General features: G+C 61.7%; 48 protein-coding genes. 15 read left to right on the top strand and 33 right to left on the bottom strand.

The window, feature by feature from the left end; genetic code table 11:
- Positions 1-69: 69 nt before the first annotated feature.
- Positions 70-207: a ribbon-helix-helix domain-containing protein gene (locus SKP52_RS26620; RefSeq protein WP_162483405.1), complete on the bottom strand. Its 138-nt coding sequence runs from the start codon at positions 205-207 to the stop codon at positions 70-72.
- 129 nt (positions 208-336) lie between these two features.
- Between SKP52_RS26620 and SKP52_RS02600 the strand changes: the two genes are divergently transcribed.
- From SKP52_RS02600 to SKP52_RS02595, 3 genes are read left to right on the top strand one after another with little or no spacing between them, the layout of a single operon-like run.
- Complete coding sequence (locus SKP52_RS02600; RefSeq protein ID WP_039571421.1) at positions 337-543, top strand: hypothetical protein; 207 nt, start codon at positions 337-339, stop codon at positions 541-543.
- Positions 543-677: a hypothetical protein gene (locus SKP52_RS27190; RefSeq protein WP_267128034.1), complete on the top strand. Its 135-nt coding sequence runs from the start codon at positions 543-545 to the stop codon at positions 675-677. The genes SKP52_RS02600 and SKP52_RS27190 overlap by 1 nt, the downstream gene beginning before the upstream one ends.
- The gene (locus SKP52_RS02595) at positions 677-862 is read left to right on the top strand and encodes a hypothetical protein (RefSeq protein ID WP_039571419.1); all 186 of its coding nucleotides are present in this window, start codon (positions 677-679) and stop codon (positions 860-862) included. Before SKP52_RS27190 ends, SKP52_RS02595 begins: the two co-directional genes overlap by 1 nt.
- Before the next feature lie 3 nt (positions 863-865).
- On the opposite strand, the gene SKP52_RS02590 is transcribed toward SKP52_RS02595, so the two are convergent.
- The 3 genes from SKP52_RS02590 to SKP52_RS26450 are packed head-to-tail and all read right to left on the bottom strand — an operon-like array spanning position 866 to position 1,652.
- Positions 866-1,294, bottom strand: coding sequence for a phage tail terminator-like protein (locus tag SKP52_RS02590; RefSeq protein ID WP_039571416.1), 429 nt, complete (start codon positions 1,292-1,294; stop codon positions 866-868).
- A complete protein-coding gene (locus tag SKP52_RS02585; protein WP_039571413.1) occupies positions 1,294-1,509 on the bottom strand; it encodes a hypothetical protein in 216 nt (71 codons plus the stop codon). Before SKP52_RS02585 ends, SKP52_RS02590 begins: the two co-directional genes overlap by 1 nt.
- Complete coding sequence (locus SKP52_RS26450) at positions 1,509-1,652, bottom strand: ribbon-helix-helix domain-containing protein (RefSeq protein WP_160292353.1); 144 nt, start codon at positions 1,650-1,652, stop codon at positions 1,509-1,511. Before SKP52_RS26450 ends, SKP52_RS02585 begins: the two co-directional genes overlap by 1 nt.
- Before the next feature lie 142 nt (positions 1,653-1,794).
- Here SKP52_RS26450 and SKP52_RS02580 point away from each other — a divergent pair, with 142 nt between their 5' ends.
- Together SKP52_RS02580 and SKP52_RS02575 are read left to right on the top strand one after the other, a co-directional pair.
- Positions 1,795-2,304 carry a hypothetical protein gene (locus SKP52_RS02580; protein WP_039571410.1) on the top strand — a complete coding sequence of 170 codons (510 nt, stop codon included), beginning with the start codon at positions 1,795-1,797 and terminating at the stop codon, positions 2,302-2,304.
- The gene (locus SKP52_RS02575) at positions 2,297-3,352 is read left to right on the top strand and encodes a hypothetical protein (RefSeq protein WP_148309000.1); all 1,056 of its coding nucleotides are present in this window, start codon (positions 2,297-2,299) and stop codon (positions 3,350-3,352) included. Before SKP52_RS02580 ends, SKP52_RS02575 begins: the two co-directional genes overlap by 8 nt.
- 63 nt (positions 3,353-3,415) lie before the next feature.
- On the opposite strand, the gene SKP52_RS02570 is transcribed toward SKP52_RS02575, so the two are convergent.
- From SKP52_RS02570 to SKP52_RS02540, 7 genes are all read right to left on the bottom strand, one after another.
- Positions 3,416-3,847, bottom strand: a complete 432-nt coding sequence (locus SKP52_RS02570) for a hypothetical protein (RefSeq protein WP_052207746.1) — start codon at positions 3,845-3,847, stop codon at positions 3,416-3,418.
- A complete protein-coding gene (locus tag SKP52_RS26445; protein WP_228383798.1) occupies positions 3,848-4,012 on the bottom strand; it encodes a hypothetical protein in 165 nt (54 codons plus the stop codon).
- Between the two features lie 64 nt (positions 4,013-4,076).
- Entirely contained in the window at positions 4,077-5,252 is a 1,176-nt protein-coding gene (locus tag SKP52_RS02560) for a structural protein (protein WP_148308999.1), read from the bottom strand.
- Positions 5,249-5,641, bottom strand: a complete 393-nt coding sequence (locus tag SKP52_RS02555; protein WP_039571400.1) for a hypothetical protein — start codon at positions 5,639-5,641, stop codon at positions 5,249-5,251. The genes SKP52_RS02560 and SKP52_RS02555 overlap by 4 nt, the downstream gene beginning before the upstream one ends.
- Complete coding sequence (locus SKP52_RS02550) at positions 5,641-6,141, bottom strand: DnaT-like ssDNA-binding protein (protein ID WP_039571397.1); 501 nt, start codon at positions 6,139-6,141, stop codon at positions 5,641-5,643. The genes SKP52_RS02555 and SKP52_RS02550 overlap by 1 nt, the downstream gene beginning before the upstream one ends.
- A complete protein-coding gene (locus SKP52_RS02545) occupies positions 6,141-6,320 on the bottom strand; it encodes a hypothetical protein (protein ID WP_039571394.1) in 180 nt (59 codons plus the stop codon). Before SKP52_RS02545 ends, SKP52_RS02550 begins: the two co-directional genes overlap by 1 nt.
- 73 nt (positions 6,321-6,393) lie before the next feature.
- Positions 6,394-6,717 carry a hypothetical protein gene (locus SKP52_RS02540; RefSeq protein WP_148308998.1) on the bottom strand — a complete coding sequence of 108 codons (324 nt, stop codon included), beginning with the start codon at positions 6,715-6,717 and terminating at the stop codon, positions 6,394-6,396.
- 529 nt (positions 6,718-7,246) lie between these two features.
- Between SKP52_RS02540 and SKP52_RS26855 the strand changes: the two genes are divergently transcribed.
- The gene (locus tag SKP52_RS26855) at positions 7,247-7,444 is read left to right on the top strand and encodes a hypothetical protein (RefSeq protein ID WP_052207744.1); all 198 of its coding nucleotides are present in this window, start codon (positions 7,247-7,249) and stop codon (positions 7,442-7,444) included.
- A 48-nt stretch (positions 7,445-7,492) separates the two neighbouring features.
- On the opposite strand, the gene SKP52_RS02530 is transcribed toward SKP52_RS26855, so the two are convergent.
- The 14 genes from SKP52_RS02530 to SKP52_RS25900 all read right to left on the bottom strand — a co-directional run bounded on the left by SKP52_RS02530 (position 7,493) and on the right by SKP52_RS25900 (position 16,976).
- Complete coding sequence (locus SKP52_RS02530; protein WP_039571389.1) at positions 7,493-8,554, bottom strand: major capsid protein; 1,062 nt, start codon at positions 8,552-8,554, stop codon at positions 7,493-7,495.
- Between the two features lie 13 nt (positions 8,555-8,567).
- The gene (locus SKP52_RS02525; protein WP_039571386.1) at positions 8,568-9,026 is read right to left on the bottom strand and encodes a hypothetical protein; all 459 of its coding nucleotides are present in this window, start codon (positions 9,024-9,026) and stop codon (positions 8,568-8,570) included.
- Positions 9,027-9,028: 2 nt separating this feature from the next.
- Positions 9,029-10,075 carry a hypothetical protein gene (locus tag SKP52_RS02520; RefSeq protein ID WP_148308997.1) on the bottom strand — a complete coding sequence of 349 codons (1,047 nt, stop codon included), beginning with the start codon at positions 10,073-10,075 and terminating at the stop codon, positions 9,029-9,031.
- Between the two features lie 298 nt (positions 10,076-10,373).
- Positions 10,374-11,777, bottom strand: coding sequence for an anti-CBASS protein Acb1 family protein (locus SKP52_RS02515; protein ID WP_052207743.1), 1,404 nt, complete (start codon positions 11,775-11,777; stop codon positions 10,374-10,376).
- A 40-nt stretch (positions 11,778-11,817) separates the two neighbouring features.
- Positions 11,818-13,329 (bottom strand): phage terminase large subunit, encoded by a 1,512-nt coding sequence (gene terL, locus SKP52_RS02510; RefSeq protein WP_228383797.1) that lies wholly within the window; start codon positions 13,327-13,329, stop codon positions 11,818-11,820.
- The gene (locus SKP52_RS02505; RefSeq protein ID WP_039571381.1) at positions 13,295-13,792 is read right to left on the bottom strand and encodes a DUF2280 domain-containing protein; all 498 of its coding nucleotides are present in this window, start codon (positions 13,790-13,792) and stop codon (positions 13,295-13,297) included. The genes terL and SKP52_RS02505 overlap by 35 nt, the downstream gene beginning before the upstream one ends.
- Before the next feature lie 14 nt (positions 13,793-13,806).
- On the bottom strand, positions 13,807-14,433 hold the full coding sequence (locus SKP52_RS02500; RefSeq protein WP_052207742.1) for a putative metallopeptidase: 627 nt from the start codon (positions 14,431-14,433) through the stop codon (positions 13,807-13,809).
- Positions 14,430-14,801 (bottom strand): DUF4031 domain-containing protein, encoded by a 372-nt coding sequence (locus SKP52_RS02495; protein WP_039571378.1) that lies wholly within the window; start codon positions 14,799-14,801, stop codon positions 14,430-14,432. The genes SKP52_RS02500 and SKP52_RS02495 overlap by 4 nt, the downstream gene beginning before the upstream one ends.
- The gene (locus SKP52_RS02490; protein ID WP_039571375.1) at positions 14,798-15,100 is read right to left on the bottom strand and encodes a hypothetical protein; all 303 of its coding nucleotides are present in this window, start codon (positions 15,098-15,100) and stop codon (positions 14,798-14,800) included. Before SKP52_RS02490 ends, SKP52_RS02495 begins: the two co-directional genes overlap by 4 nt.
- Positions 15,097-15,345 carry a hypothetical protein gene (locus tag SKP52_RS02485; protein ID WP_039571367.1) on the bottom strand — a complete coding sequence of 83 codons (249 nt, stop codon included), beginning with the start codon at positions 15,343-15,345 and terminating at the stop codon, positions 15,097-15,099. The genes SKP52_RS02490 and SKP52_RS02485 overlap by 4 nt, the downstream gene beginning before the upstream one ends.
- Positions 15,338-15,640: a hypothetical protein gene (locus SKP52_RS02480; protein WP_039571364.1), complete on the bottom strand. Its 303-nt coding sequence runs from the start codon at positions 15,638-15,640 to the stop codon at positions 15,338-15,340. The genes SKP52_RS02485 and SKP52_RS02480 overlap by 8 nt, the downstream gene beginning before the upstream one ends.
- Positions 15,637-15,807: a hypothetical protein gene (locus SKP52_RS26435; RefSeq protein WP_160292350.1), complete on the bottom strand. Its 171-nt coding sequence runs from the start codon at positions 15,805-15,807 to the stop codon at positions 15,637-15,639. The genes SKP52_RS02480 and SKP52_RS26435 overlap by 4 nt, the downstream gene beginning before the upstream one ends.
- On the bottom strand, positions 15,794-16,126 hold the full coding sequence (locus SKP52_RS02475) for a hypothetical protein (RefSeq protein ID WP_039571361.1): 333 nt from the start codon (positions 16,124-16,126) through the stop codon (positions 15,794-15,796). The genes SKP52_RS26435 and SKP52_RS02475 overlap by 14 nt, the downstream gene beginning before the upstream one ends.
- Complete coding sequence (locus SKP52_RS25900) at positions 16,113-16,976, bottom strand: hypothetical protein (protein ID WP_148308996.1); 864 nt, start codon at positions 16,974-16,976, stop codon at positions 16,113-16,115. Before SKP52_RS25900 ends, SKP52_RS02475 begins: the two co-directional genes overlap by 14 nt.
- Positions 16,977-17,218: 242 nt before the next feature.
- Here SKP52_RS25900 and SKP52_RS26850 point away from each other — a divergent pair, with 242 nt between their 5' ends.
- Positions 17,219-17,425 carry a hypothetical protein gene (locus tag SKP52_RS26850; protein WP_148308995.1) on the top strand — a complete coding sequence of 69 codons (207 nt, stop codon included), beginning with the start codon at positions 17,219-17,221 and terminating at the stop codon, positions 17,423-17,425.
- A 17-nt stretch (positions 17,426-17,442) separates the two neighbouring features.
- Here SKP52_RS26850 and SKP52_RS02460 read toward each other — a convergent pair whose 3' ends face one another.
- The 8 genes from SKP52_RS02460 to SKP52_RS02430 form a co-directional block, all read right to left on the bottom strand.
- Positions 17,443-17,784, bottom strand: coding sequence for a hypothetical protein (locus tag SKP52_RS02460; protein WP_052207739.1), 342 nt, complete (start codon positions 17,782-17,784; stop codon positions 17,443-17,445).
- A gap of 211 nt (positions 17,785-17,995) precedes the next feature.
- Positions 17,996-18,259 carry a DUF2312 domain-containing protein gene (locus tag SKP52_RS02455; RefSeq protein WP_039571351.1) on the bottom strand — a complete coding sequence of 88 codons (264 nt, stop codon included), beginning with the start codon at positions 18,257-18,259 and terminating at the stop codon, positions 17,996-17,998.
- A 1-nt stretch (position 18,260) separates the two neighbouring features.
- On the bottom strand, positions 18,261-18,437 hold the full coding sequence (locus tag SKP52_RS26425) for a hypothetical protein (protein WP_160292349.1): 177 nt from the start codon (positions 18,435-18,437) through the stop codon (positions 18,261-18,263).
- Positions 18,434-19,387, bottom strand: coding sequence for a DNA-methyltransferase (locus SKP52_RS02450; RefSeq protein WP_039571349.1), 954 nt, complete (start codon positions 19,385-19,387; stop codon positions 18,434-18,436). The genes SKP52_RS26425 and SKP52_RS02450 overlap by 4 nt, the downstream gene beginning before the upstream one ends.
- Complete coding sequence (locus SKP52_RS02445) at positions 19,384-20,775, bottom strand: DEAD/DEAH box helicase (RefSeq protein ID WP_039571347.1); 1,392 nt, start codon at positions 20,773-20,775, stop codon at positions 19,384-19,386. The genes SKP52_RS02450 and SKP52_RS02445 overlap by 4 nt, the downstream gene beginning before the upstream one ends.
- Positions 20,772-21,254 carry a hypothetical protein gene (locus SKP52_RS02440; protein WP_039571339.1) on the bottom strand — a complete coding sequence of 161 codons (483 nt, stop codon included), beginning with the start codon at positions 21,252-21,254 and terminating at the stop codon, positions 20,772-20,774. The genes SKP52_RS02445 and SKP52_RS02440 overlap by 4 nt, the downstream gene beginning before the upstream one ends.
- Positions 21,247-21,537: a hypothetical protein gene (locus SKP52_RS02435; RefSeq protein WP_039571338.1), complete on the bottom strand. Its 291-nt coding sequence runs from the start codon at positions 21,535-21,537 to the stop codon at positions 21,247-21,249. Before SKP52_RS02435 ends, SKP52_RS02440 begins: the two co-directional genes overlap by 8 nt.
- Positions 21,534-21,752: a hypothetical protein gene (locus SKP52_RS02430; RefSeq protein WP_039571336.1), complete on the bottom strand. Its 219-nt coding sequence runs from the start codon at positions 21,750-21,752 to the stop codon at positions 21,534-21,536. Before SKP52_RS02430 ends, SKP52_RS02435 begins: the two co-directional genes overlap by 4 nt.
- A gap of 48 nt (positions 21,753-21,800) precedes the next feature.
- Here SKP52_RS02430 and SKP52_RS02425 point away from each other — a divergent pair, with 48 nt between their 5' ends.
- The 8 genes from SKP52_RS02425 to SKP52_RS02390 all read left to right on the top strand — a co-directional run bounded on the left by SKP52_RS02425 (position 21,801) and on the right by SKP52_RS02390 (position 25,566).
- On the top strand, positions 21,801-22,523 hold the full coding sequence (locus SKP52_RS02425; protein ID WP_039571334.1) for a S24 family peptidase: 723 nt from the start codon (positions 21,801-21,803) through the stop codon (positions 22,521-22,523).
- The gene (locus SKP52_RS27420) at positions 22,502-23,380 is read left to right on the top strand and encodes an energy transducer TonB (RefSeq protein WP_081997176.1); all 879 of its coding nucleotides are present in this window, start codon (positions 22,502-22,504) and stop codon (positions 23,378-23,380) included. The genes SKP52_RS02425 and SKP52_RS27420 overlap by 22 nt, the downstream gene beginning before the upstream one ends.
- A gap of 94 nt (positions 23,381-23,474) precedes the next feature.
- Positions 23,475-23,690, top strand: a complete 216-nt coding sequence (locus SKP52_RS02415) for a hypothetical protein (protein ID WP_148308993.1) — start codon at positions 23,475-23,477, stop codon at positions 23,688-23,690.
- Complete coding sequence (locus SKP52_RS02410; protein ID WP_039571330.1) at positions 23,687-23,878, top strand: hypothetical protein; 192 nt, start codon at positions 23,687-23,689, stop codon at positions 23,876-23,878. Before SKP52_RS02415 ends, SKP52_RS02410 begins: the two co-directional genes overlap by 4 nt.
- Positions 23,875-24,531, top strand: coding sequence for a hypothetical protein (locus SKP52_RS02405; protein WP_148308992.1), 657 nt, complete (start codon positions 23,875-23,877; stop codon positions 24,529-24,531). Before SKP52_RS02410 ends, SKP52_RS02405 begins: the two co-directional genes overlap by 4 nt.
- Positions 24,528-24,722: a hypothetical protein gene (locus SKP52_RS02400; protein WP_039571326.1), complete on the top strand. Its 195-nt coding sequence runs from the start codon at positions 24,528-24,530 to the stop codon at positions 24,720-24,722. The genes SKP52_RS02405 and SKP52_RS02400 overlap by 4 nt, the downstream gene beginning before the upstream one ends.
- Positions 24,719-25,180 carry an HNH endonuclease gene (locus SKP52_RS02395; protein ID WP_039571325.1) on the top strand — a complete coding sequence of 154 codons (462 nt, stop codon included), beginning with the start codon at positions 24,719-24,721 and terminating at the stop codon, positions 25,178-25,180. The genes SKP52_RS02400 and SKP52_RS02395 overlap by 4 nt, the downstream gene beginning before the upstream one ends.
- On the top strand, positions 25,177-25,566 hold the full coding sequence (locus SKP52_RS02390; RefSeq protein WP_039571321.1) for a hypothetical protein: 390 nt from the start codon (positions 25,177-25,179) through the stop codon (positions 25,564-25,566). The genes SKP52_RS02395 and SKP52_RS02390 overlap by 4 nt, the downstream gene beginning before the upstream one ends.
- Positions 25,567-25,579 lie beyond the last annotated feature (13 nt).

Here is a 25,579-nt window from a genome sequence, read left to right as displayed (position 1 = left end):
TTTCAAGCGTAAGGGCCGCAATTTCTCGGGCTTCGTGTCGATAGGCATCATTCCAAGGGGTTGCCTTGCTCATTTCGCCTCCCTCCGTTCAAGCTCGCGCTCTACCGCCTCGCGGATGAAACCAGCGCGGCCATAGTTGCCGACAAGCGCATCAATTCGCTCAAGCGCGTCCTTCGACAGCCGCACCGGCGTCGGCTTCATATTCATCGGTGGCCTGCCCATTGGGCGAGGATTAGCGGGAGTCCGATCTGCGCGCAAGAAAACGATACCTTTTTCTCTTGACCCTATAAACGATGCTGTTTATATAAACGGTATTGTTTAGGAAAGGCAAGCAAAATGGCAAACGAAACTCTCGAACGATGGATGCCCAGCAATCTCGCCGAGCTTCGCGACGCAGTGCAAGAGATGGTGCGCGGCGCCTTTGAGGGCGGGGAAGGCGACCTCGAAGCCATCTATGTCGATGTGCGCGACCTTGCTCTTGTGAAGCAGACGCTCACCGACGGCTCCACGGTCCTCAACGTCGTTGTCAGGGAGAACAAGTGATGAGCTGGACCAAGGTCGGGCCAGGAAAGTATCGGGTGTGGGTTGCGGACGTTCACCTGACCTTCAAGACGCAGCGCGACGCGGAGCGCTTTTGCGCTGCCGCCTATCGCGCCACCAAAAGGAGTTGGGAATAATGTCCACCGACCGCGACTTGCAGTTCGCCGAATGGGCGCTGGAATGGGCCATCGATATAGACGAGATCGCCGAGCGCGCGGAAGCGGCCAGCGATACTCGCGCGACCGAGATCATTTCTCTCCTTCGGCGAGCCGAGATGCTCTGCAATGAATTGCACGAGGAAATCACTGACAGCGCCGGATAGCTTCTACATCGACGACCAGAACACCCGAACCACCGCCACGCGACAGGCGCCGTCCACATAGGCCTGCAACGCCTCCGAATCCTGCGTCACCTTGAGCCGCGACGGCCCGAACGACATGCACTGATCAGCGGGGAAGTGCGCGGCGACCTGACCGGCGATTTCCTTGAGCTGGGTATGAGTGACAGCGCGCGCGATGGGCCATTGGATGGCGAGCATGAACGTGCCCGAACGGATATGCAGGCGCGGGTCTATGCCCGCGCGCACGGGCTCGTTCACCACGTCCGACAGCAGGATATAGGGCGCGGGACCGGACGCGTCCGCTGGCGGTGTGACGATGGCGCCGGGCTCGAAGCGCAGCATAACCGGCGAAGTGACCAGCGTGTCAGCGCGGCCCTTGAGCGCAAGCCAATCCGTCGTCTGGATCGATGGCATTATCGGCCTCCCCCGGCATTCCCCATGTTGCCGAGATTTCGCGTAATATCGGCGAGGACCGAGTCCCGGCCAAGGCGCAGCGCTGCCTCTATCTGATCGGACGTGATCGCACCTGTAAGGCGATAGCGATAATACCGAACCATCGGGCGAGTTCCGAGATGGACGCCGACGGCCCCGGCGAGCATCGCGACGGCGATATAGGATAGCGCGCGCATTATTTCGGCCCCTTCACCGGCTTTTCGCGGTCTAGCTTCTCGTCAATAGCCTCGCGGATGAACTTGGCCCGGCCATAGGTTCCGACCTTTTCGTCGATCGCTTCCACCGCCTCAGGCGCAACCCGGATTGGTATGCGAATCATATGCAAAGGCGGGCGTCCCATGGCGCGCTGAGTAACGAGGCCATTTGCGGCTGGCAACTAAACGGCACCTTTTTCTCTTGCGTTCGTAAACGGCCCCGTTTATATAAACGGCACACTTTATAAACGCAAGTCAGGAACGACCATGCTAGCGATTGCCGAAAAAGCCAAAATCGAAACCGTCCCTCTTGAGCGCATCGCACTGGACGACGCGGGCGGCGATCCGCAGGCGGCGGTCGAGATGCTGACCGATCGCATCCTAGCTGAGCCGGAAATCGTACAGAGCCATTTGCGCGATTGGGCAAAGGCATGGGCGCACGCGAAGGTTCACAGCCTGCTCGCTAACCAGCGCAAGCGCATCCTCGGCACCGCGACCGGGACGGGGTTCGCCAAAGCCCTCGCCGCCGGGATGGAGGCCGAAATGGGCCGTTGGATGGATATGCCCCTCTATGGCGGCAAGTTGATGAAGAACGCCACGCCGGACGAGGTTCGGGAGAGCGCCGCATCCTATCAAGCTATCGCCGACCACAATGCAGGCGAAGCACGCTGGCAGCGCAAGGTTGCCGATGCCGCAGACGCCAAGGGCGGCGGTATCATCGGCAAGGTTCTGAACGAAAAGACGCTCGCCGCTCTTCGGAGTGAAGCCGATGCTTAAACAAGACTCCTCGCGAGAGGATGCCGGGGCCACCCTAAAGGCGACAGCCAGTTCACCCCCGCCCCGGCAAGATATTCCGCAGGCCAATCTCTATGCGACAGCCAGCTTGATCGCGCCTGCGGAACCCCATTCGGTCGGCCACTTAGGGGACGAAGCCCAAATTAAATTCGCCGACCGAACCCCTTCCGACTGCGGCCATTTCGTCAACGCTTCCCATGACAGGGGCGCCGCAGTCGGTTCCGAACTCACCGATCAGGGCCAGCCATGCTTTGGCACCCCAGCTCCGGATTCCCTGATCGGTGAGATAGTATCCATCTACCGCCGCTATGAGGACTTGCGCCGCGCACGGCAGCGTATCGAATTGCAGGCCATCGCGACATGCCGCACGGTCTGCGGTGGCGACAAGACGGAGGGGATGAAGCTTTACAAGGCCCCGACCGAACAAGTCGCGCTCTGGCTTATGCCGTATGGGGCGGCGATGGCGCCACTCACTGTCGCGATCAAAGAGCACGAAAAGCTGCTGACCAAGCTGGGCAAGAAACTGCCGGTCGCCGCATGGGCGGACACCGTGCCCGGCCTGTCGCCCCGCTTCCTCGCAGCCATCGTCGGCGAATGCGGCACTGGCCCCGGCGAGTTCAAATCCGTGTCGGCGCTGTGGAAGCGCATGGGCATGGCGGTCATCAATGGCGGGCGCCAGCGGCGCGTGACCGGCGATGCTGCGATTGAACATGGCTACGTCGCCCGCCGCCGCGCGCTTATGTGGAACATCGGCGATCAAGTCGCCGTGCGGCAAGGCGTCCGCAATCCCAAGGATGACGATGGCAAGCCCACGGGCGCGAACGCGATCAACGACTGGGGCGCTCTCTATCTTGAGCGCAAAGCCTATGAGATCGCGCGCGAGGTCGAGCCGGGCAAGCCGGTGACGCCGATGCATGCCCACAATCGAGCGAAACGATATGTCGAGAAACGCCTTCTGCGCGAATTGTGGAAGGCTTGGAGGCGGGCCCTTGCGAGGCCGGAACCCAGTGGAATTGCGCCCGCCTCCTGAAATCCAGAGATAGGGGTCGGCCAAGGTTGCCCTGACTACCCGGTGAAGACCGCTGGCCCCTAACTATCGCCCTGCTAGCTTACTCGCTTCCGCCTGCAAGATGCTCGGCCATTTGGCGGCCGTTGCTTCGGCGAAACCTGCGCCGCTTTGATTAAACACCCGGCCAAGGGAATCCGCACCGACGAAGCCATAATTGACGCGTTTCGAATATTTCGCTTGCCAGCCGATCCAAATCGTATCGCCGGGCTTGATGTTCGCGATGCCGAGCGAATAGTCGCCCGTCGCCAGCCCTTCGATCACCTTCGGCTCTTTCGTGTCGACAACGACCGAGCGCGCCAGATTGCCGGTAACCACCGGCACGCGCCCGCCGTTCGGGATCGTCGTTGATGCCACCTTGGCCAGTTCCTGCACGCTATTGCGCAGCAGCGCGGTCAGGCGCTCACCCGTGTTGCCCGCCCATGCGGACGGATTCGTGCCAGACCAGCCGGTTGCCATTTACTTGCCCTTGGACGCCGCTTTGCCGGTTTCGACGATCTCTGCCACAGTTTCGGGCGAGATTGCGCCAACGATCGAGAATTCCTGCTTCACCTCGACCGGATCGGCCTTGAGCCCCAGCTTTTCGCGTAGCGCATCGACCGTCAGGCCAGCAGCTTCGGCCATTTTCCCATGCAGGATTGCCGCACGGATCTTGTTGCAATTGACGCACGCCATCGTCTCTCTCCTTTTACAGCCCGTAGGCCCAATCAATTCGCTGCTCGCCGCGGCAACGACAATTTGCATTGTGCTTCGCCCCGCCGGCGGGATCGTGCGGGAACAGCATCAACGTTCCGTCGGGGAGCAAAAAGTTCGTGTCGATACCGACGATTTCCTTGCCGTTCATCGCCAGATGCTGGTCGCGGGCGTTCTCGGTGCCGCCCTGGTGGATCCAGCCCTTGGTGAGGGCCTCGCTTGGCAATCCCGCCTTATCGAGCGCCTGCCTCGTCGCTTCGGCCCGCGCCATCTCGACACCGGACGCCGTTTCGGTGCGCGCAATGTCCTCTGCACGCCGCGCAAGCAGCCGATCAGAATATTTCGCCGTCATCTCGTCGATGCGGTCGGCCGTCAGCGGGTTGGGCTTGCCCTTGGCGATGGCCGCGATAGCGCGCTTGATTTCGGGATCGTAACGACGGTCACGGCGCGTCAGTCCGGTTCCCGGTTTCCATTTCCCTTCCTTGTCGAAGCTGCCGAGCACCTTCATCATCTCGTCGGGATCGCCAGATTGAAGGCGCGCGCGCATGCTCTCGACATAGCCGACCTGCGGATCGGACAGGCCAATGATGCCGCCCTCGCGCCGCCCGCTGATCGGGTTGATGCGCCCGGCGATATCGGTGGCGATCGTCTGCGGGCCTTGCCCCTTCTGGAAGCCGTCTGCGATGACGCGGCGGGCGGTTTCGATCTGCTCGACGGTGTAGCCTTCGACGCGCAGCGCGGCCTCGGTGCGGATCCTGTTTTCGGCGCGCGGGTTCGTCATGTCGAACCTGAATTGTATGTCACCGCCACCGGGCGCGACCAGCGTCGGCGGGCTGGGCGGGTCGGCGGGCGGCGGAATGATCGGCGAGGTGATGGACGGGAACTTGGTCGTGTCGCGCTTTGGCGCAGCGCGCCTGCTCTTCGTGAGTTCCTCGGATGCGAAGGCGCCCGCCTCGGCAAAGCCCGCCTGCTTTTCGAGCACATAGCCCGAGAACGCCGCGCGCTCGATGTTAAGCGCGTCGATCGCCGCGTCGATGTCGCCAGCTCGCAGGGCAGTTTCCAGCGCGAGAAAGTTGATACCGCGGCGCAGGGCTTCGATTGCCGCGCGAAATGCGTCTCGCAAACGCGGATCGAGCTTGTCGATGAGAGCGGCGAGGTCTTTGTCCATCACCGCACCACGAATTTCACGGCACAGACAGTGCCGACCGCCGGGATATTACTGATCTTGAGAACGGTCACGGGAGCGCCGTCCAATTCGAGCACGTCGCCCGGCTCATAAGCCCCGCCCCACGGTGCGACGATGACCTGGCGATCGGTGGCGACGATCTGCCCGCCTGTTTCAACGGGGGCGCCTATCAGTTCCTTGCCTACGCCAGATGCTGCCCCGTCCAGCGGAGTGACGACGCGCGTCGGTGGCGTGGGCGGGTCCCACGGATTAGGGCCGGGCGCACCGGGCGTGTAGCGGACGAGTTCGATCGTGCCCTGCCCTAGCCCGCCCTCGCTGGTCGGTGCGAGCATCTCGCGGGCCATTTGGGCCATCTCGTCGTAGAAGTCGGCCATCAGCAGCCACCCAACGCCCACATAAACGCGGCGCCCGACGTGTCGCAGATGAAGGCCGAGAGCATCCCGTCAATCTGGCTGTCGATGAATGCGGGGCCGCCGCCGACCTCAGTCTTGCCGTCGTCGAAGAATTCTCGCTCCACAGCGCCTTCGACACGCTGCCGCTTGATGCGATTGCCCGCCGACGGTGCAGATCCGATGAGGATACCCGGCGTCTCAGCCTCAAGCCATGCCGCGCGATAGGATGCGGTGATGACAGCAGGCGGAATCACGTCATCAGGAATGGCGCCGGTGCAATTGATCGTGGCGCCCGTGCGTGGCCAGCCTTCTTCCTGCATCACGCCGCCCGTGCGCTGGCCGGTCCAATATCGTTCATATCCGTCAACATAGGCACTACCCCGTGCGCGAAGGACAGCAGGTGCAGGCGCATCGTCGGGCAAGGTATATCCCTGCTCGGCGAGCCAGCCGGTGAAGCCGTCGTCGGTTCCATATGCCGCCATCAGTCGCCGCCCCATCCTTCAAGCCGCGCATCCAGCCGCACGAAGCGCATCACAAAGGAGGCCGCGCGATCGGAAGAAATCAGCCCGAGCCATGCCAACGGCAGGAAAGCGCGAAGCACGAACGAAGCCATGCGCGTCTTGGCGCTGATATGAAGGGTCATCGGTGCGAGGGTTGCCATGGGTCAGTCCTTACGAAAAAGGGCGGGCGGTTATTCACCGGCCCGCCCTTTGCCCCAGGAGAAGCGGGGTTGGTTACTTGGCTTCGCGGGCCAGCTCGATCGCTGCCTTGATGTCGTCGTTCGTGGCGCCGTCTTCGACGGTGACGCCTTCGGCGGCTGCGATTTCCAGAAGCTCGGCCTTGTTCTTGTTGGTCAGCGCGACAGCTCCTTCCTTCGGGCTATCGCTGATCACGTCGTAGCGACCAGCCCAACCGGCGGGAGCCTTGGCGACTTCGATTTCGGTGCCGACGGGGATTTCACCGTTGCCGCCGAAGATGCCCGAATGCTTATCGCTGCCGTTGAGACCTTTGATGCGAATTTTCATGCCAGCGCGCTCCTTTCTTTCTTCATAGCGCAATAATGTTGCGCGATAAAGAGAAAATCGGGCAGCAAAGTTGCCTTGCTATTTTCGTCTGATATGATGATCGGGCGGGGAGTGTTGGAAGCACTCGACCCGCCCTAACCGCAACGGATCGTACGAGGATCACGCTATGGCTAAATCGGAATTATGCTCAATTGATGGCTGCGGCAAGAGTGTGAAAACCCGCTCGTGGTGCAATGCGCATTACCAGCGGCAACTCAAATATGGAGATCCTACCGGCGGCCCGCGTGGGCCTAGAGCCGCAACCGGGGAACCGCTGGCATGGCTAAGGCAACACCTGTCCTATGACACGGCCGACTGCCTCCTTTGGCCATTTGCTCGCTTTCCGAACGGCTATGGCACGATAGTTTATCAGGGCGTCACAACCCACGCATCAAGGGCCATGTGCATCGAGGCGCATGGCCCTGCCCCGGATGATCAACCGTTTGCACTTCACTCGTGCGCGAATGGGCACAATGGCTGCGTAAGCCCCAAGCACCTAAGATGGGGCGCACAGGTGGAGAACATGGCAGACAGCGTGGAGGACGGAACGCGCGCGCGGGGCGGCGCCAACGCTCAATCGAAGCTATCCGAGGGCGATGTGCGCGAAATCCGCTCTCTGATTGGAACGATGAGGAAGAAAGATATTGCCGCCCGTTTTGGTGTAAATGCCGATCACGTGCGGGCTATCGAGCGCGGCATAGTTTGGGCATGGCTGGAATGAAAAAGGGCGGGAGTTACCCCGCCCTCTATATGGTCAGCCCAGGCTCGATTACGTATCGATATCCGTGCTGTAGAATACGCCGCTGCGCCCATTGATGTCTGCTCGGATTTCAATGCCCATGGCATTCCAGACCTCGAACGAATAATTCGAACGCGGATGCTGGCGGGGCATCGCGACGGTCGAGGTAGCCATCGCAACCAGCGGGCGGATATACTCTGCCCGCGGCACGAACCCGAAAAACGCGTTACCCGACAGTTCGAACGAAACCTCGATCTTGGCGATACGGCGATTGCCGAGGATCTGGTCGCGCAGCGAACCGCCCTTGAACCCGCCGGCGAGCGAATAGGGGCGATCCCAATTGCGCGCGATTTCCGGCGAGATGTAGAGATTGACCGGCGCCGCGATGAAGTTGGCATCGAGCATGGCGCCTAACGGGCCATTGAAGAACGCTTCGATCGCGTCCGACGTGGTGCCCGATGCCGACAGGTCGATGTTGGCGCCGCCGCCTGCTGTTCCAAGGTTGATGGCCTTCGAATAGGGCGAGGTGCGGATGCCGTAGGCGGTATAGCCTTCGACCACGATCGAGGCGTCGCCGTCGAGAGCATAGAGCGCATTGTCGCGCTTGATCTTGGCGGTGATCGCTTCCTGATCGTCCGACAGCGCGTCGAAGTTCTCGCTCTGCAGCGTGTTCCATTCGCGCCATTCGCGGCCATAGCCCGACGAGAAGATCGGAACCGGCGTGCCGCGATAGTCATAGGTGACCTTGTCGAGCGTCGTCGGAACCTGACCCGACATGCTGCGAACGACCCGGCCCGCGTCGGACGAGACGCGGTTCAGGTGAACCAGCTTGCCGATGTTTACCGGCTTGGCCAGCGGCATCAAGTCCGCCATCCATGCCTGACCTTCGTCGGCGCGCATGACGCGGCGGGTGATGCCGTCGAGGTCGAGCCATGCGTCGCGCGGCAGCACCGCGGCGGCGTTGGCGATTTCATAGGGCGCAAGAGCCGCTTCCGAGTCCTGGAAGAAGTCGCGGGCGCCCCAAACTTCGGCGTTCCACACGCCATGCTGGCGGGGGTGGGCTGCGATCAGTGCTTCGTCGAAATAACGCATTTTCTATGCCCCCTTACGCGGCCGAGAGATACGACTGGCTGCCAGCCGGTCGGATCATGAGAAGCTGTTCGCTGCCCGAGTTGTTGTTGTAGATCTCCGCCGAGTAGGCGCAGACGAGATCGCCCGTGCTGGCGATGCCGAGCGTGCCGTTTGCCGCCGGGGTCAGGGCGGTGCCGATCGCTGCGATGTTCACGCCGTTCGCGATACGCGCGGCATAAAGGCACTGATCGTCCATCTCGATGGCAACGGCGCGATCGTCAGCGGCCCAATCGGTGTCGACGTCCTTCTGGGTCAGGTAGTTATCCTGAACGAGCAGCACCTGACCGACGGTCGTTGCACCGGCGAGAGCGAATTCACCCGACGACATCACGACGAGACGACCCGGCTTGAGCGCGACGGCCGCAATGGCTTCGCGAACCTGCGGAAAGTTCTTGTCGGTGGGGCCGAGGAAGATCTTGTTGAAGCGTGCCATGATCAGCCCTCCGCCTTCAGGGCGAGCGGCTTGCGCTCACCGTTGGTTGCCGGCTTGAATGCCGAATTGATGCGATGGGCCGGAAGCGGGTTCGCGTCCTTCGCCTTGGCGAGCAGCGCATTGAGCACCGGCGCGGGCGAAGCCTTGGCCAGTTCCTCGGTCAGCAGTTCCGCCTCGACGACCTGATTGACGAGAGCAGCATGCTCGGCCTCGGCCTTGTCCTTATCGGCCTTGGCCTGCGCCTCGAGCGTATCGGTGACGGGCTTGAGCGCGTTCCCGACGATTTCCTTGACCTTGTCTTCGGTAAGGGTCGATGCGCTTGCGAGCGCATCGACCTTTGCCAGAAGAGCATCAAACTGCGCCTTATCCATGTCTTCGTGCTCCGTGTTCAGGGCAGCGCCCTCGATGGTCTCGGACGTCGGGTCGCCCTGAACTAGGTCGGTGATAAACGTTTTGATACGTTCAATCAATGAAATTTGTTTCTTTCGTTCAACACCACGCAACATACTTTCAATGGACCATCCGATATCGCGGTCGATGTCTTCGGAAAGCGTGCAGTTGATGACGTCGATTTTGCCGCCGTCCTCGGCTTTGGCGGCGTTGACCATGAGGCCCACGCCCTGCGCCGGGGTGGCCGCGCCGTCCTCGCCGACGAGGATCGCATCATGGTCGAAAACGATGTCGGAGGCGTCCCAATCGGCGTCGTCATCGTTCTGCACCGCAGTCAGCATGCAGTAGAGGCCGGTCGAAGAATGGATCGGCTCACCCTTTTCGATCGCGGACAGCACGGTCTTGCCGCCGTCGAGCTGATTGGCGAATGCGACGTCGATGACCTTGTCGACGAACACGCGGCCATTCTCGCGGCGCACGTTCTTGTTCCAGGCGCCGATGAAGCCGCGCACCAGTCCCTCTGGATCCTTGGCCGACACGAAGGCGCCCTCTATCGTCGGATGGCCGAGCGGAGCGGGCGTGTTTTCGAGGCTGCCGAACGCCTTTGCGATCTCGTCTGCCGAATAGCGGACGCGATTCATGACGATGCCGTCGGGCATGGTCGCGCTCGGGACGACGATATAGTCGCGGCCATCGCGGCGCTCGCGGCGAATGGCGCTGTTGTCGATTGCGTGGCGGACGTTGACGCGGACTTGTTTGGTCATGAGAAATCCCTTGGGTTAAGGATGGGGTATTCGGGGTGACCGCCAGCGGCGAAATCCTGCACGAACGCCCATGCTGCGACGAGGGACGGAAAGTCGCTCCAACGAACTAACTGGTTCCATCCATCGTCACGGATGAAGTGGGCGACGGCGCCGCTCGCCCCCTGTTTGACGCGAGCCCTAGGCTTAGACGAAATCATTCAGCCACCTCGCCAGCCTCATCATCCGGCACCGTCTCACTCGGCCCATCCTCGGCTATCTCAGCCGCGCGCGCCTCTTTCTCAGCCAGATACTCGGCAAAACCCTCAACCTCGTCGGCGACCTTGTAACCAGCCTCTTCGCGGATCTCGTCGGGCAGGAAGACGAGTTCAGTTCCCGCCTGCTGGTTGATCTGCGACATCTTCGAAGCGCGATCGAGCTTGTCGTCGGGGCTGGCTTCCAACAAAGAAGTCCAACCTATCACCCAGTCCTTTGCATCGAGCACGCCCCACGCAACGAGGCGGTCGATGAAGTCCTGAAGGATCGGCATGACGCGGTTTTCACGGCGGGACATGCACGTTTCCGCCCACCCCTTCGCATCTTCGGTGCTGGCGCGCTCGCCGGTGACGTTGCCGATCAATTCCTTGAACGGGATGCCCATCGAAGCGGCGAACGACTGAACACACGGCTCCCAAAATTCCTTGGGCTGCGGCAAGGTGATCGTCAGCGGGCTCACCGTGAAACCGCCGAGCATCAGCATATTGTCGTGGCCGGACTGGAATTCGCCGACCTGTTCGTTCAGCTTGTCGATCGTCTCTTTCGGCGTCGTAGTGCCCATGCCGCGCTGAACGTCGCTCGGGCTGACCCCTTTGGGTGCCTCAATGATCGGGGCCCCGCGCGACGACTTCCAGAAACCTTCCCCGCCGGCGCCCTTGATCTTTTCCGCATCGGCCACGTCGTTGTAACCAGGTTCAAGCGCGGACTTGCAATTCAGCGTGCCGTCGTCCGACCAGATGAGCACGCGGTCGCGATGGATGCGGATCTGGCTCTTTGCCGTGTTCTGCGGATTACCGACGGCCTGCTCGTCGAACTGGTAATAGAGCGGGTCGCCATAGGTCTCGCTGGTCTGGACGTTATCCCATTCGATCGGGGTGAGCTGGCCCTGCCATGCGGGAATGATGCCGACGACGTTCTCGATGCCTGGGCGCACCCTTGCGACGGGCTGGTCGAGTGGCTTGCCATCGCGGAGCAAGATGATAGCCCCGGCATACTCGCCCACCATCGACCGGCGATCGGCGTCCATGAGCGAGCGCCAAATCTTGCGCTTGGTGAAGTGCTTGCGAATGGCCTTTTCGGCGGGCGTATCAGCGGGGGCTTCCGATTCCCACAGCGCGGGCATTGTCGCCCATGTCTTGCCGATCGTCTTGTCGATTGCGGCAGCCGCCAAACCAGAGCGTGAATAGAGGCGGTAGAACTGGTCGAACCCAAGCTCTTCGGGCCAGCCATAGTCCTTCGCATAGTCGTGCTTGGTGTTGAAGCCATAGGCCCACGGGAACGCGCGCGCGAGCCGGTCGCGCACAAATCCCGATGCGTTTGCCAAGAGAGAATTGTGCGACGCCATGGCACATAGTTACGCGATGTTGCGGGACCGCGCAATAATATTACCGTGTCATGATCCAGCCCTGTTGAGCGTGCGTCTCGGCGAGCATGTCCGCGATCGCATCCATCAACGGATCAACCTGGTCGTCCCATCCGGTGCCGAGCCCGTCGAACATCTGCAATTCGGCGCGGAGAGCGACGGTATATTCCTCATTGGCGGGCAGGTTCACCATGCCAGTCGCCACCCATGGCGCCGCATCGAGGCCGCGGGTATATTTGTCGCGGTCGCGCGGGATGCCGACGACGGGGATGCCTTTCTTGCGCAGTGACTGGATCAAGCCGGTGCCGGAAGCCTTATCCTCGACATTGAAGCCGCGGATGTGCTTGCCCTTGTGCTTTTCCCAGAAGGCGATCGACATCTGTTCAAGCTGCGGCGCCTCCCACTTCCCGCGAAGCTGATCGACGAGGTAGATCCCGGTTTCGGCCTTGCCCCAGAGCTGTAGAACCGAGAAGTCATTGCGCTCGCCCGTCTTCTGCGCGGTATCGGCATAGATGCTGTAATATTCGATGCGCGGAAGCTCATTCCACCATTTGAAGCCCTCCATATCGAACAGCGCGCCTTCGATCGACACGGGCCGCTGCATATACTGGCTGGCGAAGGTGTAGGCGTCGGCCTTGAGGACTTCGATCTCCTCGGCGCTATGCTTGTCCTCCCATAGCGGGCCATCAGGCAAACCGTGCTGGATCGGGATGCCGTGTGTCCACTCGACAGGGTATTCCTCGGCGTTGTTGATGACGACGGGCAGATTCAGGTGGTGCCATTTCTCGCCGGTGGCGCCGGTCAGCAGGTGGCCCGCGAAGTCGTCGGAATGCAGCCGCTGCATGATGACGATGATCGGCACGTCGTCATGCGCCAGGCGGGAGCGGAAGGTATTGGTCGCGCGCTGGTTCACGGTTTTCCGTTTGGTCGGCGAGAAGGCGTCGTCCGGCTTCAAAGGGTCGTCGATGACGAGCGCGCCCGTGAACATGGTGCGATCCATATAGCCAGCGCGGAAGCCGGTGATCGGGCCGCCAGACGCCTTGGCGAGCATTCCCCCGCCCTCGGTCGTCTTCCACCGATCCTTGGCCTTGCTGTCCACGCGGACGGACACGGCACGAACCTGTTGATATCCGTCGAGCCCGACGAGCTGCAGCACCTTGTCGCTGTTCTCGCGGGCAAGATCATCCGAGAATGTCGCGTGGATGAACCGCGCGCGCGGGTTGATATGGAAGCCCTTGGCGATGAAGTTGACGACGGCCGCCTCGGTCTTGGTATAGCCGGGCGGGATAGTGACGATGAGGCGCGTTATCTCGCCGGTCAGCACCCGATCCAGCGTCTCACCTATGACGCGGTGATGCGGACCTTCGATGAACTCCATCCCCTCGCGCTCGGGGAAAAACCAGCGCGTGAAGTCGAGCAGCTTGCCGCCGGGGGCAAGTGCTTCGCGTTTCCTCTTCGCAACGACCGCCGCCAGCAGCGAGACACGGGCGGCCTGATCATCAGGAGAGGCCGAGCGTGGCGGGGTCAATACCAAGGCGTTTCGCCTCCTCTATCAATGATGCGGTGGTGCGGTCCTCGGTTTGAATCGGCCCGCCGTTCTTGCCAGTCAGTTCGCGGCGGTTAGTATAGGCATTGCCGACTTCCTCGGCCGCCTGCTTGTGAAGCTGGGCCGCGAGCGGGAGATTGCCTTTTGCTTCGGCGCGCTGGGCCATGCGCTGCAGCGCGCGCAGACGAACGCCGCGATGAGCGATCGGAACAAGCGTCGCCTCTTCGATGAAGCCAGTGCGCGACGCCTCGAACATCTCCCGCCATTTCGGCGCAAGGTTGCGGCCAGCGAATTTCGTGGGGTCATGCGCCTCCACAACTTGGCGCGCAACATCGAGGCCGAATTCCTCCATGACAGCCGCCGAAACTTGGCTCGGCGTGTCGAAAGCGGCCAAGCCATTGATAATGAACCTCTTCACGTCATCGGGCAGCGATGGTTTCTTAGCGGCCATTGGTCATGCTTCCGTCATGCTGCCGCCCGAAGGCAAGTGCCACAGATGCCGTCGATGTCAGCGCCATCGATCAGCGGCTTCGCATTGGCGGCGTCAATCATCGGCTGAACGCCAGCAGCCTCGGCACCATATCGCCGGACGACGCCGACGAACTCTTCCACGTCGTGCCCGCGGATCGCGAACGATGGCATCCCATCCTTCTTGAACTTCGGCATCCCGAACTCGTCTCGGGCCTGACCGCAATGATAAAGCTCATGCTCTATCAGAGCGCAGAAGGTGGCATCGTTCATTCCCTCCGCAGCCGGCGCCGAGAAGGTCAGCAGGAAGTCGGGCATCCCGTCGAACCATTCCTCGATTTGCTGGACGGCGCGGGCGCGCTGCCATTTGCCCATCGCCATAGGCGGCATCAATTCAGCCTGGCCAATCACGCTCCGCATGTTCCGGCTGTTGTCGCAGTTGGTCCAGAGGACACCGATATGCGCGTCGGCGAGGTGTTGATGCTCTTCGTTGATCAGTGGGCCGTCGCCTTTGATGAAGGTGTCCATTATCCAGTCGTGCAATTCCTCGCTCGGTTCGAAGCGGTAGAAGGCCATATACTCAACGACGTCGATCATGTTGCGGGGCGGATAGGGGCGGGTCATGCGCTCGCCGCCTCCCTCATCGCACGGCAATTTGCGACCATCGCCAGCATCCGGTTTCCCCGCTCGACGAGAGCCGGTTCGCCCGATGCGATATCGAGCCGCGATGTATGTTCGACCGGGCCGAACCGATCGGTCAGGATGGCGCCCGCCTTTATGGCCATCGCCTTCTTGCTCAGCGCGATGTCGAAGTGGACCCATGACGCTTTGCGGTGCTTGCCGAAGCTGAGCGTCGGGTGGCCCTGAATCCATTTCCGCTGCACGCCGATCTTGTCGACCATGGCGAGCAGCTCATCAAGCGTATCGGCCCACAGGTGGCACATGACCATATTGCCGAACCCATGGCGCACGTCGTCGACATAAACGCTCACGCCCCCGGCCCCTCAACATCAGCCCAATGGGTAGCGTTCTGAACAGGGCGGCCAACGGGATCGCGCCAGCCGTCGCACCATGAGCAGAGGACGACATAGCCCGCATAAAGAAGCATCTCGCGGCCGTCGAAGCGGTCAATAGGCATCCGCGAGAGGTCGAAGCGCCAGTTGATCGGCGCGAGCGCAAATGCGTCCGTCGCCAATCCGCGAATATCGTCCGGGTGCATCTCCACGCCGTGGTGGCGCAGCGTCGCCGTGAGCACGGAAGCGGCGCGGTCAAGAATTGCAGGCGCGTTCATTTCGGTCCCTTTTCGAAATATTCCCCGTGGAAGGCATGGCCGCCGAGCGGGAGGACGGTGACGACGGTATGATCTTGGACGATGGCGCGGTGGCCGGACGGCAGGATGACCGAGCAGCGTCCGAGATGAGCGGCGCAGTGGAAGGCGCGGGTCGTCAGGGCGCGTTCGGCTTCTGCGTCATCGACGTTGCGGACGCGTTGTCTGTAGCGAAGCACGGCGTGGGCGGAGACGGTGAGATCAGCCATTGGCCGGCGCTCCCGGCTTGAGCAGGTCGCGAACCTGTTTCGCGCGGCGCACGTCGGCGGGATTGCGGACTATCCCCTTGCTGTCGTGCCATGTCAGGCTGTGCCGCTGGAACCAATCGGCGGGCAGTTCGAAGATGCCGCCGTTGATGAAAGGTTCAAGGTCGCGCGGGTTCTCGGCGAGGTAGCCGATGATCCCGCCAGCGGTTTCCATCGCGCCGACACCGGCCTGTTGACCGAACGCGGTGGCGCGCGACGCGATCAGTTCGATGATCTCTTGGGCGTCATAGGTTTTCATGCTGCCTTTTCCTCCCATTGATCGATCGCAAACGCGTCATCGCTGCGCCGCCAGTTGCTCCACCACTTTGCTGGGCGGAATTCGGTGACCTCGCCGTTGCGGTAGCGGACGCGTATCTCGGTATCGGGCTCGACAGGGCGGGCGCCGGGGTTGTCACGGAAGGTCATCGGCTTGCCCTTTCAGTTTCTCGATAAGCTCCGACATCATCGAACCGACCTCGGCGCTTTCGTCAGGCCGGCGGCGATCGTCGGGGCGCGCGAGCCGCGGTGCGCTGCGGTTGGCCCATGCGGCTTCCTCGCGGGCGAGGCGGCGGCGGAAGATGTCAGCGACTTCCTGGCTTTCGCGGACGATGGTCGGGACCAGCTTGGCGGGGTGCTCGACGATGCGGCGGGCGGTGGTGCAGGCATCGACAAACGGCCGCGCGGGAATGTCGCGGACTTCCGCCCATGCCGCCGAGAGCCACAGCGCCCGCTCATCGCCCGACATGCCCGATGGCGCGCACAGGGTCAGGCAGCGAGTTAGCTCCCCAATTGCCGCTTGGCGATCGAGGGGCGTCGCATCCCTCCGTGCCGCCAGTAAGCTCGAGGGCTCGTTGCATGGCGTCGAGGGTTGTTGGTTTCCTGAAAGGCTGGGCTGACTGGCCATTTCCCTGATCCTTGATTTCGAAGAGTCCTTGGTAACTATTGAAAATCGACTGGTTCAGGACGTCGCCGGGAGGGTGGCCGTCCTTGGCAAGCTTCGCCAGCTTGCCGACGGCGAGGTATTTCGCCTCATCGGTCATCGGTTTTCGGATCTTGACCCGCATTGCGACGTAACCAGTCCACGGCTCTGCCGGTATCCAATCGGGACGAACGAAAGGCTCAGCCTTTTTCCGGCGCGCGGCACGCGCGGTAGAGGGAGAAGCTTTAGCTTCTTCCTCTATGGTTATATGGTTCCCTTGTTCTTTAGTTGTCCGATCGCTGTCCGATCGCTGTCCGGATGGTTGTCCGGTTTCCTGTCCGGTGTCCTCGGCGATATCCTGATATTTCTCGTAATTACATATGGTTATGATCGAGCGCCCCTGTCCGGTAGCCCGTCCGATCATCTGTTCGGTTTGCAACCGGGTCAAAAACCGCTCGACGGCGCTTTGCGACCATCCCCATGCGGTTGCGAGCTGCGACCGGGACACGCAAAGCTGCCCGCGCTGGATCGTCATCGTCGATCCGGACACGTTGAATTTTGTCGGCTTCCAGCATGCCTTCAGGACGAGCCAGGCCCACGCGCCAAAGCGCGAGCTATCTCCCGCAAACAGCGGGTGGTCAGTCGCTTCGCGGTAGAGGACGGCAAACCCACTCACGCAGCGGCCGCTCCTATGCTTAAGCGCCACCGGCGCATCTCGACCTCATTCTGATCTTCGATCAGCGTTCGCGCCTCGGCCGCCGGGAACCGCTTGGCGCGGACAAGGTGCAAATAGTCGGCACGCAAATGCGGCGGGCACCATGCCAGCTTTGTGGCGCTGCTCGCCTTCCCAGCCCTCGCTCGCACGTCAGGCGCGCGCGAGGCGATGCTGCCCAGCTCCCAGAAGCGACCTTCCTTGAAATGCTGCGTCCGCTTGGCGTTGATGACCGGATCGTCGCCGAGGGCACGCGCGCGGCGGCGCAGGCCATCGAGAAAGACAGGATCGGTCGCGTGCTTGCGGCGGATGCCGGCGCGCTGGCGTTCTTTGATGTGCGGCTGCGCCAGGTTATACGCGGCGACGTGTCGGCGGCAGTAACCCGTCTTGTTCCCGCGCCCAAGCGGGATTGAGCATGTCCGGCAAGTCGTCATGCTGCGCCTCCGATAATTTCGACGATCACCGCACCGGGCTTCAGAGGCTCGGCGAAGTGATATTCGGGCCGGAACAGGCGATCATCCATGCCGAGCGCGTCGGCGATCCCATCTCTGAGATGCTTGAACGCGCCGATCATTCCGTCATCGTCGCGGCGAATCCGGTTCGGCGGTTGGAAGGTGACGCGCAGCGAAAGGGGTGCATTCGCGTCGGGCCGCTGAGCCGGGTTCGCGTTCATCCATCCGCGCGTGACCAGTCGGGCCTCTCCGCGCGCGCGGTTGCAATGCGGCTGGTATTTCGACCAGTGCAGGCGCCGCTTGGCGTTCGGGAATGTCATTGGGTGTGGCCAGGGCAAAGTCATCATGCGGCCTGCCACCCATATTGCTGAGAGATGAGGCGGAAGCGGCTCACACAACTATTGCGGGTGCAGCCGAGAGTTCTGGACGCGCCGCCGAATGAGAAGCCATCCGCGATCAGGTCCGCGAGCCGATCGGTTTCGTCGGCGCTCCACGGTTTTGGCGTTGGGGTTGAGTGGCGGGCGGCCATGATCAGGCCGCCACGCCGAGCGGCAATTCGATCTGGATGCCCAGCGCGCAGCAATAGGCCTGCAAGATGGCGTCGGCTTCCGCTCGGTCCTGCGGCGACATGCTGCGCAGCTTGATAGCCTTGCGCATCATCTTGGTGTCGTAGCCCTGCGACTTGCCCTCGTTGAAGGTATCGCGGATATCTTCGCCGATGCCTTTTTGCTCCTCTTTCAGGCGCTCGATACGCTCGATCAGAAGGCGCAGTTTGTCGTCGGTGGCTTCGGCCATGTCAGGCTCCTTGGTTCAGAATGTCGGGGACGGGCTTGCCCATGCGGGCGCACATGGCGCGGGCCTTGGCGCGAACGGCAGCGCGCTCGCGGTCGGCTTTGATAAGAGCGCCAGTGCGTCCGGCTTCGGCGCAGGTGGTGGGCGCGGGGCGGCGGCGGGTGAATGGCCAGCGGATCATGCCGCCACCGCGTCGAACAGGCTGCCAGCCTTCGCCTTCAATCCTTCGATGTTGCGGCGGGCCTGCGCGAAATAGGACGGCTTTAATTCGATGCCGACGCCCTTGCGGCCCATTTCGACGGCGCAATAAACCTCGCTGCCGATACCGAGGAACGGCGTCAGCACGGTATCGCCGGGGTTGCTCCATAGGTCGATGCACCGCTCGATCACGTCGAGTTGCAGCGGGCTTATGTGCTGCTCGTCCTTTTCATCGCGGCCGCCCCGATATTGCAGCGTGCGGGTCTGATTTATGTCGGTCCAGACCGGCGAGGCGTAGCGCTGCCAGACCTCGATCGAATACCAGTTGCGGCCGTCGGTCGGCGTCGTGAACTTGGACGGGTCCGGCCCATCGCCTTCGCCATGCCATTCGTCAAAGCATCCGCTCACCGGCTCGGGGTTCTCGCCTGGCTTGCGAAAGGTGACGACATAATCGGCGAGCCCCTGCCCGCTGATGCAGCTATCCTTGACGATCTGCTTGTGGAGCAGCCGGATTGACTTCGTCCGCTGCTGCGCGACGACGGGGTCTTTCCAGATGCAAACCTCGCTATGGAAAATCCACCCGGCGTCCTCATAGGCGCGGATGATCTCGCCGCGGAAGTCGCGCATGCCGATATTGCCGTGGCGGATCTTCGACATAGGCAATTGCATGCAATGCACGCTGTGGAGACGCCCTGGCATGGTGACCCGGAGCAATTCCTGAATAAGAAAGCTGTAATGCTCCCAAAACTGCGGGCCATCGTTGTTCGATATATCGCGGTCGAAGTTGCTGAATTTGTAAAGCCCCTCGAACGGCGGCGAGTGGATGCCGAAATGAATGCTGTCACCGGGGATGGCGCGGATGATCTCGCACGAGTCGCCCTGATAGATTGCGTATTGATCCGTAACGACCTGTTCGACGGCCTTGATCGTCATGCTGCGATCTCCAAAAATGCGGGAAGTTGAACAGGGACTTGTGGATCGTAATCAGGACGGTCGCGCGTCGATCCGCGCACGGCGGCGCTCGATAGGTCAGCCATGTGCATGACCATCGCAGCGGCCATGCGGTCGGCATCGGCTTCCTTGCGGCGAATGTTGGCGACGGTGGCGCCCTCCGTCTCGGCCGCGATGATGTGGCAGTTGACCGGGTTCGTTTGCCCGAACCGCCAGAAGCGGCGGATGGCCTGATAGAATTGTTCGAAGCTGTCATTGAGCCCGACAAATCCGGTGTCGGCACAATGCTGCCAGTTCATGCCGAAGCCACAGATCGACGGCTTCGTGACCAGAACGCGGATGCGGCCTTCGCTGAAATCGATCAGCTTGCGCTCTTTGGCCTTGTCGTCATCGGAACCGCGGATCTCGACAGCATCGGGAATAGCTTTCGCCAGCGCCTCGCTTTCGCTGTTGAGGTTGCACCACCATACGAAGGGGCGATCGGTCGGCGTGACCGCGACAGCCTGCGCCACGCGATCGACGACGCTATCCCGGCGCGCGGCGATGCGCTCCGATAAGGTTGCCGCCTGGATCGGAAACAGCATCCCGGTTTCCATCGACGGCGCATATTCAACCGATACCGTGTGCTGATGATAGACCAGCGGCGGCAGGTCATAGCCATCGTTGGCATAGCCGAGGTCAGAAGGCTTGCGGAGCATGACGGCCCACGAAGCCATCCAGCGCCAGAACTCGTTTTCAGCGTGGCCCTTTAGGCGCCAGTTTTGCGTCGATCCGCCATCATGGACGAAGAACGTTGCGAGCATGTCGGTGTAGGACATGACGCCAAGGAACTCGGCGTGATTGCCCAATTCCATGAAGTCGTTCGGCGCCGGGGTAGCAGTAGCGGCGAGACGGAACGGGATCGACTGGCAGGATTCAATCAGCGCCGTGCGATATTTGCCGTCGGTCGATTTGAGGATGCTGCTTTCGTCAAGGATGACGCCACCGAACCGCGACAGGTCGAAGTGATCCAGCTTCTGATAATTCGTGATGTTCGTGCCGGGTTCGCAATCGGACTGCTTGGCCACGACGCGGGCGCCGATGCCGAATTTATCCGCCTCGCGCGCCATCTGATTTGAGACGGCGAGCGGGGCAAGGTGCAAGATATCCTTACCAGTTGCATCGTGGATAGCCTGCGCCCATGCCAATTCCATCAGCGACTTGCCGAGGCCGGTGCCAGCAAACAGCGCAGCGCGACCGCGGCGAAGCGCCCATGCGACGATATCGCTTTGATGCGGGAACAGGCAGGCGGGAAGGTCGGCCCACTCGGTTAGGCCGGTTGACGGATCGTCGATCGCCTTTGCGGCAAGGAATGCAGAATAGTCCTTCACGCCGCCCGCCGTTCGGTCAGCCCGACCAGCATCTGCCCGCGCTCGATCTTCTCGCTGCCGATCGCGCGAAGTCGCTTACGATCCTCGCCGCAGAACACACCGTCCGCCGCCATCCGAACGACTTCCGCGCCTTCGGTCGCTATGTCGGCGGCAAGTTCGCCAGGCGTCGGCGCGTCCTCGTCGGGAAGGTCGAACGCCCCCTGCCCTGCCAGATGGAACCACTCGTTCGTGAATTCAGCGCCGAGGAAGCGAGCGATCGACATCTGCGCTTCAAACGGCATCGGGCGGAAATCGACGTTGCTCGGATCATGCAGCGCGCATTCGATGACGCGGTCTTTGACACCCGCCCCATTGGCCAGCTGCTTGAAGCTGTAGCGGCGCCCGCGGCCTGCATAGAGGCGGATGGCGGCTGCGAATTTGTTCCACGCCTGTTCGCGGGAGACGAGGGGCACAAAGGTCGCGGACGTATTGTCAGGCACTGGCTATCTCCAGGTCATGGATGACAGGAATGAAAATCATCGGGATATCGATCGTGCCGAAGCCGGGGTGAGCAGCGAGCTGGAGCCCGATGATGACCGCGCACGGCTGGTCGGGGAGATCGTGATCGAATTTGTCGTCGGGCTCGGACGCGATCGGGCAATGACGCCCGACGCCGTCGTCAGAATAAATGCCCCCGCCGGACGGAAAGGGGGAATGTCCGGCGGGGGTCACGCTCTGGTGCGACCCAGAGAGCGCGGGGGGAATGTGGTGGCGAACGATCATGCCGCGGCGCTTTGCTCGGCGCGATACTCCGACATGAACCCGGCAATCTTGTTCGCAGTTCGGAGCGTCAAAGACCGCTCTTTGCGCAAGTTGCCGACCAAACTGGGGTCACCGATCGCGGCGCGGCCGAATGCGGCGGTGCCGAGATTGTGCTGCTTGCAAAACGCTTCGATACGTTCGAGCATCTCCGCGTCGCTGATCAATGCATGTTTCATGAAATCCTACGTAGTCGGATATGTCCAACCAAGCAAGTAGGAAACATCATGCTTTTGGATTTATCGCCGCCGTGGGAAATATCCGACATGGCGGACCACACAGATTTGCGCGGCGCGGCGCTTTACGATGCGCTCATGCGCCTGAAGCCGAGTGACCTAGCTGAAACCGATTGGGCGTTGAAAGCCGGGATGAACCGCGGCTTTTTCACGAACCTCAAAAAGCAGGATATAAGCCCGCGATCGGACAGTCTCCGCAAACTGCTGCGCGTGGTGCAGAAAAACGAGGCCGACTTATACGACGAGAGCCCCGAATCGGCGCGGTCGGTCACGCTTCCTACGCGAAGCATCCATCTGCATGACGACGTGGTGGAGATAATTTCACTCGACCTTTCCCTTTCCATGGGGCCGGGAACGCTCATCGAGGAGTTCGTCGAGGAAGAGCCGGTCAAGTTTGACATCGGCCTATTGCGAGCGGTGACGCGGACGCCGCTGCACATGTTGCGCGCAGTCAAAGGCGTGGGCGACAGCATGGAGCCGACGCTGCGCACGAACGATCGCATCCTCATCGACACATCAGAAAAGATGCTGTCTCGAGTCCACGGCATTTACTGGATCGACCACCTTGGCGCGCATGGCATCAAGCGGCTTCGCGCGATGGGACAAGGGCGCATTCTAATAATGTCAGACAATCCCGCCGTTCCAGATTATGACGTGGACGCTGAAGAGATGAGGATTCACGGACGCGCGATATGGCTGATGCGGGACTTATAGGAGGGGGCATGAGGCGGGGGATTGTAGCGCTTGTGACCGCGCTCGGGATATCGACCCCGGCGCAGGCCTCTTGGGAAGTGATTCGAGGAGATGGCGCGTGCGCTATTTCCGCGCAGTGGGATGACGACGGTGGCACCAGGGCAACGCTGGTCGAGATGGCAGATGGCGCCGTTGCGCTAGGCCTTCAGAATAGCAATTGGTCGATCAAAGAGGGTGAAATATACCCCCTTACGGTTGCTTTTGACCGCGATCTATATTCGGTTAAAGCGACAGGGTTCTCGGACAGTGAGGGCCGCGGATTTAGATTTTCTGCCGGCCGCGATTTAGCCGTGGCCTTTGGCGCGGCTTCCAGTCTGATCATATTGCGGGATGGGGGGAATCCTACGACGGTTCTGGCTGTAAAACTAATCGGAAGCCGGGCCGCGATCGAAAGAATGAAGCCCTGCATGGCGACCGTTCGGCGCGAGAAAGCGCGAGAGCAGGCCGCCGCCGACGCTCTCCAAAGAAAGCGCGACATTGTTCCCGCCGATCCGTTCTTCGAGCCAGAGGCCGCCATTCCGATCGGGAACGCTGGCAGATGGGCGACCAATGACGACTACCCCGCAGCGGCCATGCGCGAGCGACGCGAGGGGGACGCTCAGTTCAAAGTGACTGTGGACCGACTCGGCGCCCCGACTGACTGCGAGATTATCTCGTCGAGCGGCCACGCTGACCTTGATGCTGCGACGTGCAGCCTAGTGTTGCGCCGGTCGCGCTTTAACACGGCCCCCGACACCCAAGGTTCTCGCTTCTATCGAAATAGGATTCGGTGGAGGGTCCCAGTCTACGATTCCGCGCCCCCTGCGGAGGCAAAATAGCGCGCGGTTGGAAAAATCCAATTTAGCTATTGACGTGTCGGACATATCCAACTAATCCAACTCCATCAGCCACCCCGGCTGCATGGAGACGACAGTGGCCCGCCACGATCCTGAATTGACCAAGGCCTACGAGGCGAACCGCGCGGCGATTACCGCCGCGAACCGGTTCCGCGCCGAAGAAGTGCGGATGCAGATCATCCGTCACGGTCTCTTGGCCGACCGTCCGAACCATCCCGACGCGGCTTTCAACCGCCAGCAGGCCGATAACTATCGCGCCGAGCTGGCCCGCTTGCAGGCGACCGGACTGTGACCGGCGGTTTCAGCCAGTTCATCCGCATTCTGGAATCGCTCCAGCCTGTCGAGGCCCGCGCTATCCGCGTCGACGTCCCGCTGATCCGCGATGCGACGCAGGATGCTTGGGAAGCCCTGATGGCTGCCAAGTATGGCGAGGGCTTTGAGACGCGCGACTTTTCGGTCGGTGCGGTGGTGACGGCATGACTGATCTCGCAATCAAAAACGCTGCGGCAACCGAGCAACATACTCGGCGGATCGTTGGGCCTACCATTCTCATGGGCGATGGCATGTACTTCGATTTCGAATCCCCCGACGCAAGCGGGCTGACGATCGAGGACTATGCTTGGGGTTTGGCGAGCAATGCACGCTTCCGTGGGCAGACGCGCCGCCGCCTCGTGGGTCAGCCTAACCAGATCGGGCCGCGCTGCCTCTACAATGTTTGTCAGCACGTCGTTTTGCTTGCCGAGCAAATGTGGCGCGACGGGCAACCGATTGACGCGGTTTACGAAGGACTGATGCACGAAAGCGACGAAGTGCCGTGGCCCGACATCGCCGGTCCGGCCAAACAGCTTCTGCCGTCCGAAACAAAGGCGCTGATCAAACGCAGCGGCGACGCAATCGACGAGTGGTTTGGCGTGGGTCACGAGCACAAAGATATTGTGAAGCAATACGATATCCGCATGCTCGCGACCGAGAAGCGCGATCTTATGCCGCAAGCCGGAACTGATCAATGGTCATGCACTGGCGGTTATGAGCCCTTCGATTTTACGATCGAACCGTGGGTTCCTGAATACTCGGTCCAGCGCTTTCGCAGCATCTATCAGAACGTCACCGATCACATGCGAGGTGCGGCATGATCGACATTCACGCCCACGCTCTGGAAGCGTTCAATCGAGAAACCCATTCTGACGCTCTGCGCGAATTGCAGATTGCGCCGGCGGAAGATTTGCAAGCCGAACAGTCGATCGTCGGCAGCCATGTCGGGCTTGTCGTTCCGCTTGCCTTCTTTCTCGGCGTTCTGCTGACCGTCGTGGCGGTGCACGCATGACTGATTTCGCAAAATTCCGCGCTGCGCTGGTCGCGGCAGGCGGCGAAATGCTCGCGCCCACGAACCCTTATGAGATCGTTCGTTTCCGCACTTCGCATGGCGTCGGGATCATCTATCGCAACAAGCGCGGCCGCGAAACTTGGAATGCTGAGGCGCTGCAAGCCAAGGCGCACATTGCAGATCGCAAGGGCTCGCTGGCGCCCGTGGCAGTTGTTGGCCGCCGCCGCGACGCCGCCACGGTCAATGCCCTCCTGATCCGCGACGGCGCTTCCTGTTTCTTCTGCCGCGCTCCGCTCGGCGATGACATTACAGTCGAGCATCTCGTTGCCATCGCGCACGGCGGGCCGAACCATGTCAGCAACCTTTTTCTCGCGCACGGCGAATGCAACCGTCGCGCCGGGCATCTGTCGGCACCTGAAAAGATCGCCATGCGCGACCAGTGGGAAGCTGGTCAATGACGCGCTCGGCTCGCCCTTATGCCGCCGGTGCCGCGTCGGCGCGCGTGTTCGAAGGCTTCAACACCGATATCCCGGTTGAGGGCTTTTATCGCATGAAGCTGCGCAGCGGCGGCGTGCTGGTCGGCATCCGCGTATGGCACGGCCCCCCTCTCGATCCGGTCACCGGCGAGGAAATGGATCGCGGCTGGCGCTGGCAGGCGCTGGCGAACGGCGAGCCCATAGATCTTGAGCGCGTGTGGCCCGTGTGCGCGGCCGATCCGATCGATGAGCGCGAATATCTGTTCCTAGCGCAGCGCCAAGCATGGGCTCGCGAGAATTCACCCGATCACCCGATCGCAAACCCAACCCGGCGCATCGACCCGATGACCGCCCCACCCCCGTTTTGACAGGAGACCCGAC

Source organism: Sphingopyxis fribergensis (assembly GCF_000803645.1).
In the GTDB taxonomy this organism is placed as follows: domain Bacteria; phylum Pseudomonadota; class Alphaproteobacteria; order Sphingomonadales; family Sphingomonadaceae; genus Sphingopyxis; species Sphingopyxis fribergensis.
This window is presented reverse-complemented; position numbering and strand designations above follow the sequence as displayed.